10 protein-coding genes, 1 tRNA gene and 1 pseudogene are annotated in these 14746 nt (G+C 71.0%); 7 read left to right on the forward strand and 5 right to left on the reverse strand.

The annotated features are described in order from the left end of the window. The first annotated feature begins 95 nt into the window (after nucleotides 1-95). The 4 genes from ACXJMZ_RS02605 to ACXJMZ_RS02620 all read left to right on the forward strand — a co-directional run bounded on the left by ACXJMZ_RS02605 (nucleotide 96) and on the right by ACXJMZ_RS02620 (nucleotide 3959). Nucleotides 96-518 carry an FtsB family cell division protein gene (locus ACXJMZ_RS02605; protein WP_457028331.1) on the forward strand — a complete coding sequence of 141 codons (423 nt, stop codon included), beginning with the start codon at nucleotides 96-98 and terminating at the stop codon, nucleotides 516-518. Nucleotides 519-533: 15 nt separating this feature from the next. Then, complete coding sequence (locus ACXJMZ_RS02610; protein ID WP_057227350.1) at nucleotides 534-1172, forward strand: DUF501 domain-containing protein; 639 nt, start codon at nucleotides 534-536, stop codon at nucleotides 1170-1172. After that, nucleotides 1169-2110, forward strand: a complete 942-nt coding sequence (locus ACXJMZ_RS02615) for a Ppx/GppA phosphatase family protein (protein ID WP_457028332.1) — start codon at nucleotides 1169-1171, stop codon at nucleotides 2108-2110. Before ACXJMZ_RS02610 ends, ACXJMZ_RS02615 begins: the two co-directional genes overlap by 4 nt. Before the next feature lie 472 nt (nucleotides 2111-2582). Beyond that, nucleotides 2583-3959, forward strand: coding sequence for an NAD(P)/FAD-dependent oxidoreductase (locus tag ACXJMZ_RS02620; RefSeq protein ID WP_457028333.1), 1377 nt, complete (start codon nucleotides 2583-2585; stop codon nucleotides 3957-3959). A gap of 196 nt (nucleotides 3960-4155) precedes the next feature. Here ACXJMZ_RS02620 and ACXJMZ_RS02625 read toward each other — a convergent pair whose 3' ends face one another. Next, entirely contained in the window at nucleotides 4156-6717 is a 2562-nt protein-coding gene (locus tag ACXJMZ_RS02625) for an ABC transporter permease (RefSeq protein WP_457028334.1), read from the reverse strand. 47 nt (nucleotides 6718-6764) lie between these two features. Next, nucleotides 6765-7538, reverse strand: a complete 774-nt coding sequence (locus ACXJMZ_RS02630) for an ABC transporter ATP-binding protein (protein WP_457028335.1) — start codon at nucleotides 7536-7538, stop codon at nucleotides 6765-6767. Nucleotides 7539-7809: 271 nt separating this feature from the next. Here ACXJMZ_RS02630 and ACXJMZ_RS02635 point away from each other — a divergent pair. Both ACXJMZ_RS02635 and ACXJMZ_RS02640 read left to right on the forward strand, forming a co-directional pair. Continuing rightward, a tRNA-Leu gene (locus ACXJMZ_RS02635) sits at nucleotides 7810-7894 on the forward strand. A gap of 139 nt (nucleotides 7895-8033) precedes the next feature. Beyond that, entirely contained in the window at nucleotides 8034-8924 is an 891-nt protein-coding gene (locus ACXJMZ_RS02640; RefSeq protein WP_457028336.1) for a Bax inhibitor-1/YccA family protein, read from the forward strand. A 455-nt stretch (nucleotides 8925-9379) separates the two neighbouring features. Here ACXJMZ_RS02640 and ACXJMZ_RS02645 read toward each other — a convergent pair. The 3 genes and pseudogenes from ACXJMZ_RS02645 to ACXJMZ_RS02655 form a co-directional block, all read right to left on the reverse strand. Further along, nucleotides 9380-10165, reverse strand: a pseudogene (locus tag ACXJMZ_RS02645) (hypothetical protein); the annotation flags it as partial. A gap of 355 nt (nucleotides 10166-10520) precedes the next feature. Further along, on the reverse strand, nucleotides 10521-11741 hold the full coding sequence (locus tag ACXJMZ_RS02650; RefSeq protein ID WP_457028337.1) for an acetyl-CoA C-acetyltransferase: 1221 nt from the start codon (nucleotides 11739-11741) through the stop codon (nucleotides 10521-10523). 92 nt (nucleotides 11742-11833) lie between these two features. Next, nucleotides 11834-12898: an SGNH/GDSL hydrolase family protein gene (locus ACXJMZ_RS02655; RefSeq protein WP_457028338.1), complete on the reverse strand. Its 1065-nt coding sequence runs from the start codon at nucleotides 12896-12898 to the stop codon at nucleotides 11834-11836. Nucleotides 12899-13129: 231 nt separating this feature from the next. Here ACXJMZ_RS02655 and ACXJMZ_RS02660 point away from each other — a divergent pair, with 231 nt between their 5' ends. Continuing rightward, nucleotides 13130-14530 (forward strand): cystathionine beta-synthase, encoded by a 1401-nt coding sequence (locus ACXJMZ_RS02660; protein WP_457028339.1) that lies wholly within the window; start codon nucleotides 13130-13132, stop codon nucleotides 14528-14530. Nucleotides 14531-14746: the final 216 nt, after the last annotated feature.

Consider the following 14746-nt stretch of genomic DNA (forward strand, 5'->3'; position numbering starts at 1 on the left):
GGCTGACACCCCAGGCGTCTGAACCGGTGCCCCGGCTCCCACCCCGTAGGGTGGAGGGCCGGGGCACCGGCATGTGATCAGGAGGGGTACCAGCGATGTGGAAGATTCCGGGCTTGGCGGCGCGACCGCGCTTCACCAGCCGGGCCACCGTCCTGGTGCTGGTGCTCTGTTCGCTGGTGGCGATCCTCGCCTACCCGACCCGGCAGTTCATCTCGCAGCGCTCGGACATCTCCGACCAGCGGACCAAGGCCGAGCACGCCAGGCAGCAGGTCGAGCAGCTCCGCCGGGAGCGCGCCCGCTGGCAGGACCCGGAGTTCGTCAAGGCGCAGGGCCGGGAGCGGCTGCACTACGCGATGCCCGGCGAGACCCCCTTCATCTCGGTGGACCCGAACCCGCCGAGCCCCAAGTCCTCCTCGGCCGACGCGGGGTCAGCCCCGCAGGCCAAGGCCGCCCAGCCCTGGTACGCCAGTGTCTGGGACTCGGTCGACCAGGCCGACTCCACCCCCGCACCCCGCTAGAGGCAGCGCATCCCCATGACTGAGAACCCGACCGTCCCGGACCAGGACGTCGCCGCGATCGCGGCCCAGCTCGGCCGCGTCCCGCGCGGCCTGCGCGGGGTGGCGCACCGCTGCCCGTGCGGCAACCCCGACGTGGTGGAGACCGCGCCCCGGCTGCCGGACGGCACGCCGTTCCCCACCCTGTACTACCTGACCTGCCCCAAGGCCGCCTCGCTGATCGGCACCCTGGAGGCGGACGGGGTGATGAAGGATCAGACCGCCCGGCTGGCCGAGGATCCGGAGCTGGCGGCGGCGTACCAGAAGGCGCACGAGGACTACATCGCGCGCCGGGACGCCATCGAGGTGCTGGAGGGCTTCCCGAGCGCGGGCGGCATGCCGGACCGGGTGAAGTGCCTGCACGTCCTGGTCGGCCACTCGCTGGCGGCGGGCCCGGGGGTCAACCCGCTCGGCGACGAGGCGATCGGGATGCTGGAGGACTGGTGGGCCAAGGGCCCCTGCGTCTCGCCGGAGGAGGTCGAGGCGGCCGGTGGCCGGGTGGCCAGGAACCGGGCCAAGAACCAGGACCACGCGGCCGTGATCGCCGCCAAGGAGCAGCTGGCCGCCGAGCGCGCGGCCAAGCGCGCCGAGGCCGAGCAGGACGAGGAGTCCGAGTGAGCACCAGCAGGGTCGGCGCGATCGACTGCGGCACCAACTCCATCCGCCTGCTGGTCGCCGACCTCGACCCGGAGACCGGTGAGATCACCGACCTGGACCGCCGGATGGTGATCAACCGGCTCGGCCAGGACGTGGACCGGACCGGCCGGCTGGCGCCCGAGGCGCTGGAGCGCACTTTCGCGGCCTGCCGCGAGTACGCCGCCGTGCTGGCCGAGTACGGGGTCGGCCCCGACCGGCTGCGGTTCGTCGCCACCAGTGCCTCCCGGGACGCGGAGAACAGCGCCGAGTACGTCGCCGGGGTGCGCGAGATCCTCGGCGTCGAGCCGACCGTGGTGAGCGGTGACGAGGAGGCCCGGCTGTCCTTCACCGGCGCCACCAAGGAGCTGACCGGTGGTCAGTTCCCGTCCCCGTACCTGGTGTTCGACCTGGGCGGCGGCTCGACCGAGTTCGTGCTCGGCGGGCAGGACGTCGAGGCGGCCCGCTCGGTGGACATCGGCTGCGTCCGGCTGACCGAGCGGCACTTCGCCGGTTCGGAGCTGCCCGCGCTCGGCCAGATCTCCCGCGCCAAGGCTGATGTCCGGGCCGCGCTGGACGTGGCGGCCGAGGCGGTCCCGCTGACCGCCGCCGCCACCCTGGTCGGCCTGGCGGGCACCGTCACCACGGTGGCGGGCATCGCGCTGGAGCTGCCCGCGTACGACTCCGAGGCCATCCACCACGCCCGCCTGACGGTGGACCAGGTCCGCGAGGTGGCCGGCCGGCTGCTGACCATGACGCACGAGCAGCGCGCCGCGATCCCGGTGATGCACCCCGGCCGGGTGGACGTGATCGGCGCGGGCGCCCTGGTGCTGCTGGAGATCATGGAGCGGACCGGCGCCGCCGAGCTGGTGGTGAGCGAGCACGACATCCTCGACGGGATCGCCTGGAGCCTGGTCTCCTGACCCCGCGAAGACCCCACGCAGACCCCACGCAGACTCCGCGAAGACCCCTGCCGGACCCCGTCCGGACGGCCCCGGGACGCCCCTTCGGCACCCGGGGCCGCGTGCTGATCGGCGTGCCGCGAGAAACTTCGTGAATTTCTTCACATGGCGATCCAGTCATTCGTCGCACTCCGATGTCCCCTCCGTCCGGAATGCGGGACCGAAGGTCGACTCCGGCGGGTGTCCATCGGATCGCAGGCAGGTATCGGGGTCGGTGATGGAATCGAAACGCCAGTGCGGGAACCCGCTCACGGTGGGGATCGTTGCTGCTCAGAGCCGCCCCGTCGGCCGGGCGCCGCACAGGGACCGTCCCGGCGGTGTGAGGTGACACCCTCGCCGGGAAAGTGTGGCCGGGCAGTGTAGCAGGTGCTGTCCAGGGGCTTGTGACGGGCCTCACGAAGGTGCCCCCAACCGGGGGTGGATACTTTCGGATATGAGCACCACGGAGCGTCCTCGCATCCTCGTAGTCGGCGGTGGTTACGTCGGCCTGTATGCCGCGATGCGCATCCTCAAGAAGATGCGCTACGGCGAAGCGACCGTCACGGTCGTCGACCCGCGGTCGTACATGACGTACCTGCCCTTCCTCCCCGAGGCGGCCGGCGGCAACGTCGCGCCTCGCAACCTCGTTGCCCCGCTGCGCAGCGCCCTCAAGAAGGCGGAGGTGCTCACCGGTCACGTGACCGATGTGGACCACGCCCGCAAGGTCGCCACCATCCACCCCGCCGCGGGCGACTCGTACGAGCTGTCCTTCGACTACCTCGTCGTGGCCACCGGCTCGGTCTCCCGCACCTTCCCGATCCCCGGCCTGGCCGAGCACGGCATCGGCATGAAGACGGTCGAGGAGGCGATCAGCCTCCGCAACCACGTCATGGCGCAGCTGGACAAGGCCGAGTCCACCACGGACGAGGCGATCCGCCGCAAGGCCCTGACCTTCGTGGTGATCGGCGGCGGCTTCGCCGGCGTCGAGACCATCGCCGAGGTCGAGGACATGGCGCGGGACGCGGCGAAGATCTACAAGACCGTCAGCCGTGACGACATGCGCTTCATCCTGGTGGAGGCGGCCAACCGCATCCTCCCGGAGATGGGCCCGGACCTCGGTCTGTGGACCAAGGAGAAGCTCGAAGAGCGCAACATCGAGATCTACATCGAGACCTCGATGGACTCCTGCGTCGACCAGCACGTGGTGCTGAAGAACGGTGTCGAGGCCGACGCCTCCACCATCGTGTGGACGGCGGGCGTCAAGCCCAACCCGATCCTCAACCGTTTCGGTCTGCCGCTCGGCCCGCGCGGTCACGTGGACACCGCCCCGACCCTCCAGGTCCAGGGCTTCGACTACGTCTGGGCGGCCGGCGACAACGCGCAGGTCCCCGACCTCGCCGTCGGCGACGGTGCCTGGTGCCCGCCGAACGCGCAGCACGCGGTCCGTCAGGCCATCGTGCTCGCCGACAACGTGATCTCGGGCATGCGGGGCTTCCCGCAGGCTGAGTACAAGCACAAGAACCTCGGTGCGGTGGCCGGTCTCGGTCTGCACAAGGGCGTGGCGATCCTCTTCGGCAAGTACAAGCTGAAGGGCCGTCCGGCCTGGTGGTTCCACCGCCTGTACCACGGCAGCCGGGTGCCGACCATGAACCGCAAGGTCCGGGTCTTCACCGACTGGACGCTGGCGATGTTCCTCAAGCGCGAGACCGTGGGTCTGGCCGAGATGGAGAACCCGTTCGTGGCGTTCCAGGAGGCTGCGGCCCCCGCGCCGAAGCCGGTGGCTGCCGCTGCCGCCGCCGAGCCGGTGAAGGAGCTCGCGAGCAGCAAGTAGGACGACTGGCCCCGGGACGACCCGGGGTACGAGTCGGAGGCTCTCCGCCCGGCAGCGTCGCCGGACCACGACCTCCGTGGTGCTCAGCCGGCCGTGCGACCGGGCGGAGTACAGCAGTTCAGAGCCAAGCAGGTAGACAGAAGGCCCCCGCCGGAACCCTCCCCGGCAGGGGCCTTCTGCGTGTTCGGACGGACCGTCAGTCGGTCTTGATGCTCTCCAGGATGTCCAGCTTGGACGCCCGGCGGGCGGGCCAGAGCGCCGCCACCAGGCCGACCAGCCCGGCCATCAGCAGGAAGAGCAGCAGCTGACCGTACGGCAGCTCGGTGACCAGGCCCGGGATGCTGGAGCCCAGGGTGCCGTTCACCGCCCAGGCCAGGAAGACGCCGAGCAGCACGCCGATGGTCGCGCCGAACAGCGAGATCACCACCGACTCGAGCCGGACCATCCGCTTGATGCCGCTCCGGTCCAGACCGATCGCGCGCAGCATTCCGATCTCCCTCTTCCGCTCGAAGACCGACATGGCCAGGGTGTTGATCACGCCGAGCACGGCGACCAGCACCGACATGGCCAGCAGGCCGTACATCATGTTCAGGGCGAAGGAGATGATCTTGCTGAACTCCTCCTTCATGTCCTCCTGGCTCTTCACCTCGATCACCGGGTTCTTGCCGGTGGCGTCCTTGATGGACTGCTGAAGCGCCGCGGTGGCACCGTCGGTGCCGCGCACCAGGACGTCCCGGATGTCGATGTCGTCCTTGGCGTGCTTGGCGATCTCGGCGTTGGACATCACCGTGTTGGAGAGCAGGTCGATCGACTGGAAGACGCCGCCGACGGTGACCGTGCCGGTGCTGCCGTCGCCGTAGCCGATCTGCACGGCGCTGCCGACCGCGAGGTTGTCGCGCTTCGCCCGCTCGCTGCTGACCAGCACCTGACCCTGGCTCAGGGAGTTGGCCGAGCCGCTGTCCATGGTGAGGTCGAGCAGCTTGTCCAGGCTCTTGGCGTCGACCCCGCTGATCGCGGAGGTCCGGCCGTTCAGCTCCCAGTAGACGTTGGTCAGCGGGCTGGAGGCGGCCACGCCGGGGGCCTTGGCCACGTCGGCGGCCAGCTCGGGCGACATGCTCATCCGGTTGGCGGTGGTCACGTTGTAGTCCGCGACCATGCCCTTGGTGACGATCCGGTCCACCGCGCCGCCGACCGAGGCGCCGAGCACGGTCATTGCGGAGACCAGGGTCAGGCCGATGGTCAGCGCGGCGGCGGTGGTGGCCGTCCGGCGCGGGTTGCGGACCGCGTTGCGGCGGGCCAGCTTGCCGGGCGTGCCGAACAGCCGGGCCAGCAGCGGGCCGACCAGGGCGATCATCGGGCGGGACAGCAGCGGCAGCAGGATGAAGATGCCGATCAGTGCGAGCGGGGCGCCGCCGGCGATCAGGTACCGGCCGTTCTCCCCGCCGGCCGCGGCGCCGCCGAAGATCAGCGCGAAGCCGCCGGCCGTGATCACCGAGCCGATGATGTTCCGGATCAGCAGGCTCTTGTGGGTGCTGGGCTGGTCACCGCTGCTCATCGCGGCCACCGGGGCGACCCGGGAGGCCCGGATCGCGGGCAGCACGGCGGACAGCACGGTCACCAGCACGCCGACCACCAGGGCCACCGCGATGGTCACCGGGGCGACCACCAGCGGTCCGGTGGGCATGCCGGCCGAGAACACCTTCATCAGCGACTGCATCCCGGCGCCGATCCCGATACCGGCCAGCAGGCCGGCCACCGAGGCGGTCAGGCCGATCACCAGCGCCTCGACCAGCACCGACCTGGTGACCTGCCAGCGCCCGGCACCGACCGCGCGGAGCAGGGCCAGCTCCTTGGTGCGCTGGGCGACCAGCATGGTGAAGGTGTTGGCGATGATGAAGATGCCGACGAACAGCGAGATCCCGGCGAAGGCGAGCAGCATGGTCTTCATGCCGGACGTGCCGGCGGAGATCTGCTTGGTCTCGTCAGCCGTCAGCTGCTCACCGGTCTGGACGATGAACTGGGTGCCCTGCGGCAGTGTGGTCTGCACCTCGGTGAGCAGCGCGTCCTGCGTCACGCCGGGCTTGGCCTGCACGGTGACCGTGCTGAACTGACCCGGGGTCAGCAGGAACTGCTGCGCGCTCGCGGTGTCCATCAGGGTGAGCGAGCCGCCGGAACTGACCTGCGGGTCGTCGGTGGTGAAGATGCCGGTCAGCCTGGCGTCCACGGCCGGGCCGTTGCCGGCGATCCGGACGGTGTCGCCGACCCGGTAGCCACCGCTGCTCGCGGCCTCCTGGTCCAGTGCGATCTCGCCGGACTTCTGCGGGCCGCGGCCCTGGGCCATCGGGTAGCGGCTGTCCTGACCGGTGGCGTCCGGGTTGAAGTTCGCACCGCGGGCCTGCCAGGCCTGGCCGATCAGGACGCCCTTCCGGTCGGCCACGCCGGTGAAGCCGCCCACCACGCCCTGCGCCTTGGCGGTGCCGGGCAGCGCGGCGATCTTGTCGACCGTCGCCTTGGTCAGCTCGCCGCCGGTGGCGTCGCTCCGGTCGCGGGCGGAGGCGCCCGAACCTGCGGCGTTGTCGGTGACCAGGACGGAGATGTCCGAGTAGCTCTTGGAGTAGCTGTTCTTCATGGCCTGGCCGAGCGTGTCGGAGAAGACCATGGTGCCGGCCACGAAGGCCGTGCCGAGCATGACGGCCAGTGCCGTCATGAGGAGTCGGCCCTTGTGGGCCAGCACATTGCGCAGTGCGGTGCGGAACATGGGGTGTCCTGGGGGGAGTTGGGTTCGGGCCGGTGGGTGGCGGAGCGTCAGCTCGTGCGGCCCTTGGCGTCGAAGCGGCGCATCCGGTCCAGGACGCTGTCGGCGGTGGGATTGGTCAGCTCGTCGACGACGCGGCCGTCGGCGAGGAAGATCACGCGGTCCGCGTAGGAGGCGGCGACCGGGTCGTGGGTGACCATCACGACGGTCTGGCCGAGCTCGCGGACCGAGTTGCGCAGGAAGGAGAGGATCTCCGCGCCGGAGCGGGAGTCCAGGTTGCCGGTGGGCTCGTCGGCGAAGACGATGTCCGGCCGGGAGGCCAGCGCGCGGGCGCAGGCGACGCGCTGCTGCTGGCCGCCGGAGAGCTGCGAGGGGCGGTGCGAGAGCCGGCCGGAGAGGCCGACCGTGTCGACCACCCGGTCGAGCCAGGCCTTGTCGACCTTGCGGCCGGCGATGTCCATCGGCAGCGTGATGTTCTCCAGCGCGGTCAGCGTGGGCAGCAGGTTGAAGGCCTGGAAGACGAAGCCGATGTGGTCGCGGCGGAGCTTGGTGAGCTGCTTGTCGCGCAGCCCGACCAGCTCGGTGTCGCCGATCATCGAGGAGCCGGAGGAGACCGTGTCGAGGCCCGCCATGCAGTGCATGAGGGTCGACTTGCCCGAGCCGGACGGACCCATGATCGCGGTGAACTGGCCCTGCGGGAACGCCACGCTGACGTTGTCCAGCGCGACCACCTTGGTCTCGCCCTCCCCGTAGACCTTGTTCAGGCCGGTGGCTCGGGCGGCCGCCTGGCCGGTCTGGACGGCGGATGCGGTCGTGGTGGTCACGGGGGACTCCTTGCGGACGTGGCGTGCGGAAGTGGTGTGGACGGTCGGTGCGCAGAGCACCGGCGTATGCGGGGTCCGGCTTTCTCCTCCTGCGGTATGACACAACCCCTGAGAGTGGCGCCGTGGCCGATTCCGAACCGGGGTTGGCCGAATCACCGACGATTCGTCAGATGGCAAGGAAACATGACAAATTAGCTGGCGGAGAGTGTGCGAAAGGGTGCACCGGGCGACTAGTCTCGGGGGTAGCCCGCACAGGGGCGGAGGGGTTCCCGCCCGGGTGGTGGAACGCAGACACGGGCAGCTTAAAACTGCTTGGCCGCGAGGCCGTGCCGGTTCGAGTCCGGCCCCGGGCACCACTCCGCGCCAGGTCGTCCGGCCGCGAAATCCGCGCAGCGACGGCCCGAGAGATCATCCTCGCGGCGTAGACTGCTTCCTTTGCCAAGGCATTACCCTGGAGCGGTGCGGGTGGCACGATGCCGCCCCGGAGGGAATGACATGAGAAGCAGCAACCCGGTCTTCTCGCGGGAGGGCTCCTTCACCCGCGAGAACGGTAACGGCTACGCGGGGTTCAACACGGGCCAGCCGCAGGCCGGGGCCCCGAACGCGGGCAACCCGTACGGCAACAACCCCTACGGCAACAATCCCTACGCACAGCCGCAGGGCGGCGGGCTGACGGACGACCAGCTGGTCGAGATGTACCAGGCGCCGTCGGCCGGCCCGCTGCAGACCGGCCGGATGACCATGGACGACGTGGTCGCCCGGACCGCGCTCACCCTGCTCACGCTGGTGGTGTCGGGCGCGGTCGCCTGGTTCGCGCTGCCGGCCGCCAACTTCGGCCCGGCCATGGTCGCCGCCTTCGCGGCCTTCGTGGTCGCCATGGTGATCACCTTCAAGCAGAGCGTCAGCGCCCCGCTGATCATCACCTACGCGGCGCTGGAGGGCTTCTTCCTCGGTGCGATCAGCCACGCCTTCGACATGATCTGGGAGGGCATCGCGATCCAGGCGGTGCTGGGCACGGCGGCGGTCTTCGCGGCGATGCTGATCGCCTACAAGTCCGGCCGGATCCGGGTCACCCCGCGCTACACCAGGATCGGCATCGCGATCGCGATGGGCTTCGTGCTGCTGCTGCTGGTCAACCTGGTGGCCTCGATGCTCGGTGCCGACATGGGCCTGCGCTCGGGCCCGCTCGGCATTCTGGTCGGCATCGTCGGCATCGCGCTCGGCGCCTTCTTCCTCTCGCTGGACTTCGCCGAGATCGAGGCGGGAATCCAGGGCGGCGCCCCGCAGCAGGAGTCCTGGCGGGCGGCCTTCGGGCTGACCCTCTCGTTGGTCTGGATCTACATGGAGATGCTCCGGCTGATCGCGATCCTGCGCGGCGACGACTAATCCCCACCTGCACTTCCGGAGGCGCGGCGGACCACTCGGTCCGGCCGCGCCTCCGGCCTTTCCGGGGCCGGTCCGAGAAGCCCTAGGCTCGTGGGATGGCAGATGCGCAGACCTTGCTGGCCGCCGTGGACCGGCTGGCCGACCGCTTCCGTTCGATGCCGCAGAGCCGGCTGCTCGGGCCGGTGCCCGGGTACCCGAGCCGGGCCGCCGCCGTGCACGCGCTGGCTTCCCGGCTGGCCGGGCGGGCGCKGGCGGCGGCGGGGCAGCCGGACCGGAGCTTTCCGGACGCCGGGGCCTTCGCGGCCGGGGACCAACTCGCGGTCGCCGGGCGGGAGCTGGCGGCCGTGGCGGACGCCCCGGCGCTGGCCGAAGCGATGGCCGAGGTCCGGGGCGTCGACGAACTGACCGCGTGAAGATCTGAGAAGCGCCGAAGGCCGGTCGAGTCGGTAACCCCAGGGATCCTCGCCGGCCCGGACGGCGTCGATCAGCCGGTAGGCCGCCTCCCGGTCGCCGGGGGCGACGCAGAGCGTGGTGCCGTCGGCGAAGGCGTACACGTCCAGGGTGCCGAGCGGGCCGGGACGGACGTCGGTGAGCGTGACGGCCTCCTCGGCCAGCGAGGCCAGCCGGGTGTCGGTCCACTCGCGGGACGGGGCCTGGCTCGGGACGAAGTCGGGGTGCGAGGGGTGGCGGCGCGGGTCGGGTGCGGCCACCGGCTCGGCGTCCGGGGTCGACTCGGTGTCGAGCAGTCCGGCCTCCAGGCCGGTGGCCAGCAGGTCGGCCTCGCGGCGGGCCCTGGCCTCACCGGCGGTCTCGCCGCCGACTCCGGCACCGGTCCCGGCGGGGTGGCCGCCGGCAGGGTGGCCGCCGGTGGCCGGGCGGGCCGGGGTGCCGCCGTCCTCGTTGATCAGGTCCTCCAGCGCGGAGCGCAGCGCCTCGCCGAACTCCGGGTCCATCGTGCCGGAGTGGTCGGCCGCGTCCTGCGGGCCGGTCGGCCGCGGGAAGAACAGCGGCCACTCCTCACCGGGGTTGAGCCCGGCGCTGGTGAAGGGGGAGTCGAAGAGCGGCGCGTCCTCGGCCGCCCTGGCCTCCTGCTCGGCCCAGAACGCCCGGGCCTCGGCTATCTCCCGCTCACGGTCGGCGGCCAGCGCCTCGTTGACCGCGCGGCGGATCACGGCTTCGTCAACCGGCGCCGGGGCGGCGGCACTTGAAGGTTCGGACGGGACGGCGAGCCGACGGGCCAGGCTGCGCAGCTGCATCAGGACAGCGGTGCAGAGGGCGATCAGGACCAGCAGCAGGGAGATGTACACGGCGCTCACGGAACGTACTCCTAGCGAGGAGTGGAACGGGGTTACGTCTCCACACTGCCGCATGGGGCGGAGTTACTGCAGTGGCAGATGTCCGATTTGTCCGGGACTTTCGGCCTTGTCCTCAAATTGTTAGGTAGTGCCGTTCTACGCAGCGGAGTTGACCGACTTCGGGGTGTCGACAAAACGGGCCTGGAAGGGCATGCGGAGGGGCGGATCACGATCGCGATGTGATCCGCCCCTCAGTCACACAGGGTCACTCCGAACGGGTGGTGCGGGCCGGCCCGGTGACTCAGCTGAGTCGCTCGATCACCATCGCCATACCCTGGCCGCCGCCGACGCACATGGTCTCCAGACCGAACTGCTTGTCGTGCCACTGGAGCGAGTTGATCAGGGTGGTGGTGAGCCGGGCGCCGGTCATGCCGAACGGGTGGCCGACCGCGATCGCGCCGCCGTTCACGTTCAGCTTCTCCAGCGGGATGCCCAAGTCCCGGTAGGACGGGATGACCTGGGCCGCAAAGGCCTCGTTGATCTCCACCAGGTCGATGTCGTCGATGGTCAGGCCGGCCCGCTTGAGCGCCTGGCGGCTGGCCTCGACCGGGCCGTAGCCCATGATCTCGGGGGAGAGGCCGCTGACCCCGGTGGAGACCACCCGGGCGAGCGGGGTCAGGCCGAGCTCGCGGGCCTTGGTGTCGGACATGATCACCAGGGCGGCGGCGCCGTCGTTGAGCGGGCAGCAGTTACCAGCGGTAACCGTGCCGTCCGGGCGGAACACCGGCTTCAGGCCGGAGACCGCGTCCAGGGTGACCCCCGCGCGCGGGCCGTCGTCGGTGCTCACCACGGTGCCGTCGGGCAGCGTGACGGGGGTGATCTCGCGGGCCCAGAAGCCGGACTTGATGGCCGCCTCGGCCAGGTTCTGCGAGCGGACCCCGAACTCGTCCTGCTCGGCCCGGGTGATGCCCTTGAGCGCGGCCAGGTTCTCGGCGGTCTGGCCCATCGCGATGTACGCGTCCGGCAGCAGGCCGTCCTCACGCGGGTCGTGCCACTCGCCGCCGCCCTCGGCCGCCCGGCGGGCGGTGCGCGCCACGGCGTCCCCGAACAGCGGGTTCTGGGTGCCGGGCATGCCGTCCGAGGTGCCGTTGATGCTGCGCGAGACGGTCTCGACGCCGGCCGAGAGGAAGATGTCGCCCTCGCCCGCCTTGATCGCGTGCAGTGCCATCCGGGTGGTCTGCAGCGAGGAGGAGCAGTACCGGGTGATGGTGGCGCCGGGCAGGTAGTCCATACCCATCTGGACCGCGATGGTGCGGGCCAGGTTGTGGCCCTGCTCGCCGCCGGGCAGGCCGCAGCCGAGCATCAGGTCCTCGATCAGGCGCGGGTCCAGCTCGGGCACCTTGGCCAGCGCGGCGCCGATGATCTGCGCGGTCAGGTCGTCCGGCCGGATGTCCTTCAGGGAGCCCTTGAAGGCCCGGCCGATCGGCGAACGGGCGGCGCTGACGATGACGGCTTCGGGCATGACGGGCTCCTCGCTGAGTGTCTCCGGACTGCGGGGCGTACACGTCCGACCGTACTCCGGCCCAAGCGGTCAGCCCGGGAGGAAAGTTACCGCTAAGTAGCTCGGACGTCACCCGTTCCCGGGTGTGAGTTGGCCGACGCCGACCCCGCCTCCGGAATGCTCTCCGAGCTGTCCGGCAGGCCCAGTCGCAGCCGCAGTTTGACCTGCGCCCAGCGGCGGCCCAGATCGCCGAGCCGCTCGGCGGCGGCCACCTCGGTGCCGGAGCGCCCGGCGGCGGCGGCCGCGGCCACCGCCATCGGCAGCACCTGCTCGGCCTCGATCCTGGGACCCGACTCCTCCGGCCAGAGGTCCAGCACGGCGCAGAGCGAGGGCAGCAGCGCCATCGCGGCGGTCGCGTAGCCCTGCGCGGAGGGGTGGTAGCGGTCGGCCGCGAACATCTCCGGGCGGGCCGCGAACTCCGGGCCGAGCAGCGAGCCGAGCGACACCGTCCGGCCGCCCTGCTCCACCACCGCGATGGTCTGGGCCGCCGCCAGCTGCCGGCTGACCCGCCGGGCCACCCAGCGCAGCGGCGGCCGCACCGGCTTGATGGTGCCCAGGTCCGGACAGGTGCCGACCACCACCTGGCAGCCCGCCTCGCGCAGCGCCCGTACCGTCTCGCCGAGTTGACGGACCGCCAGGGCGGCGGGGGTGTGCTTGGTCACGTCGTTGGCGCCGATGATGATCACCGCCAGCTCCGGCCGGTGCGGCAGGGCCAGCTCCACCTGGCCGGCCAGCTCGACGGACTGGGCGCCGGACCGGGCCACGTTCACCAGCCGGACCCGGCGCTCGGCCACCGAGGCCAGCCCGGTCGCGAGCAGCGCGCCGGGGGTCTCCTCCCCCGTGGTCACGCCGAGCCCTGCCGCCGTCGAGTCACCCAGAAAGGCGAGCACCAGCGGCGGCTGGTCACTCCCGGGGTCGGCGAAGGCCGCCCCGTAGACCCCGTCCGCGGGCGGCGGCTCGCCGTCCAGCAGCCCGACCGCGCGGATCGCCAGCCTGCTCTCGGTCACCAGCAGGCCGATCAGCCCGACCCCGAGCAGACCGAGACCGCCGCCCCCGTACGCGGCCGCCGTGGCGATACGCCGGGCCACCCGGGCCCGTGACACCTGTGCCGCTGCCACCCCGGCCCCCCTTCACCTGGCCCCTCCTGCGGGGCGCCACCTGTGCTCTGTCCCTCTTAGGTACCCAGGGATCCGGGGGCCTATCGGGGCGGATCGCCCATCCGGTGGGTGAACGTACGGGAAGTGAAGAGGCCGAATCGGACGTCGCGCGTGTGCGCGTCCGTCCCTTGAGACGCCCTAGGCTTTGAAGTACCCATAGCTGTCGTAGCGTCCCAGACCGGGAGGACCCCCGTGCGGTACCACAATTCGATCATCGACCTGGTCGGCAACACACCCCTGGTGAAGCTCAACAAGGTCACCGAGGGGATCAGCGCCACCGTGCTGGCGAAGGTCGAGTACTTCAACCCCGGGGGGTCGATCAAGGACCGCATCGCGATGCGCATGATCGAGGCCGCCGAGGCGTCCGGCGCCCTCAAGCCGGGCGGCACGATCGTCGAGCCCACCTCGGGCAACACCGGTGTCGGCCTGGCGATCGTGGCCCAGCAGAAGGGCTACCACTGCATCTTCGTCTGTCCGGACAAGGTGTCCACCGACAAGATCAACACGCTGCGGGCCTACGGTGCCGAGGTGGTGGTCTGCCCGACCGCCGTCGCCCCCGAGCACCCGGACTCCTACTACAACGTCTCCGACCGCCTGGTCCGGGAGACCCCGAACGCCTGGAAGCCGGACCAGTACTCCAACCCGGAGAACCCGGCCTCGCACTACCACTCGACCGGTCCCGAGCTCTGGGAGCAGACCGAGGGAAAGATCACCCACCTGGTGGCGGGCGTCGGCACCGGCGGCACCATCTCCGGCACCGGCGGCTACCTCAAGGAGGCCTCCGGCGGTGCGGTCAAGGTGATCGGCGCCGACCCGGAGGGCTCGGTCTACTCCGGCGGCACCGGCCGTCCGTACCTGGTCGAGGGTGTCGGTGAGGACTTCTGGCCGACCGCCTACGACCGGAACGTGGCGGACGAGATCGTCGCGGTCTCGGACAAGGACTCGTTCCAGATGACCCGCCGCCTCGCCAAGGAGGAGGGCCTGCTGGTCGGCGGCTCCTGCGGGATGGCCGTGGTGGCCGCCCTGGAGGTGGCCAGGCGGCTCGGCCCGGACGACGTGGTCGTGGTGATCCTGCCCGACGGCGGCCGGGGCTACCTCTCGAAGATCTTCAACGACGACTGGATGGCCGACTACGGCTTCCTGCCGTCGGGCACCGACGAGGCACACATCGGCGAGGTGCTGGCCCGCAAGGACGCGATCGAGCACGAGGGCATCCCGCAGTTCGTCCACATGCACCCGAGCGAGACGGTCGCCGAGGCCGTCCGGGTGCTGCGGGACTTCGGCGTCTCGCAGATGCCGGTGGTCTCCCCGGGCGCCGGGCACCCCGACATCATGGCGGGCGAGGTGATCGGCTCGGTGGTCGAGCGCGAGGTGCTGGAGGGCCTGTTCACCCAGCGGATCGCGCTCACCGACACGCTGGAGAGCGTGATGTCCAAGCCGCTGCCCGTGGTCGGCTCCGGCGAGACGGTGACCAGTCTGATGACCGTACTGGAGAAGGCCGACGCCGCCGTGGTGCTGGTCGAGGGCAAGCCGCAGGGCATCGTGACCAGCCAGGACCTGCTGGCCTTCCTGGCCACCCGGGCCGGTCACTGATCTGTCGTCAGCCCGCCCGGGCCGCCGGAAGGGTGAGGATTCGTCTCCTCACGAAGTGGTACACCGGTGTCACCTCCGCGCATCACGCGGTTAACACGGCTCGGGCAATGTATGAGTCACGGCAAGACGCCGAGCATGGTGACAGCAACAGTCGGGAGCGGCTCCCCGGCACCGCAGTCACCACGGACACGTCGGTCGGCCCTGACCCGGCCTTCC

It is taken from the genome of Kitasatospora sp. P5_F3 (assembly GCF_054049135.1).

Coding starts and splice junctions, on each gene's coding strand:
- ACXJMZ_RS02650 (WP_457028337.1), bottom strand. CDS start 11,741: ATGCCCGAAGCCGTCATCGTCAGCGCCGCCCGTTCGCCGATCGGCCGG.
- ACXJMZ_RS02610 (WP_057227350.1), top strand. CDS start 534: ATGACTGAGAACCCGACCGTCCCGGACCAGGACGTCGCCGCGATCGCG.
- ACXJMZ_RS02620 (WP_457028333.1), top strand. CDS start 2,583: ATGAGCACCACGGAGCGTCCTCGCATCCTCGTAGTCGGCGGTGGTTAC.
- ACXJMZ_RS02640 (WP_457028336.1), top strand. CDS start 8,034: ATGAGAAGCAGCAACCCGGTCTTCTCGCGGGAGGGCTCCTTCACCCGC.
- ACXJMZ_RS02625 (WP_457028334.1), bottom strand. CDS start 6,717: ATGTTCCGCACCGCACTGCGCAATGTGCTGGCCCACAAGGGCCGACTC.
- ACXJMZ_RS02605 (WP_457028331.1), top strand. CDS start 96: ATGTGGAAGATTCCGGGCTTGGCGGCGCGACCGCGCTTCACCAGCCGG.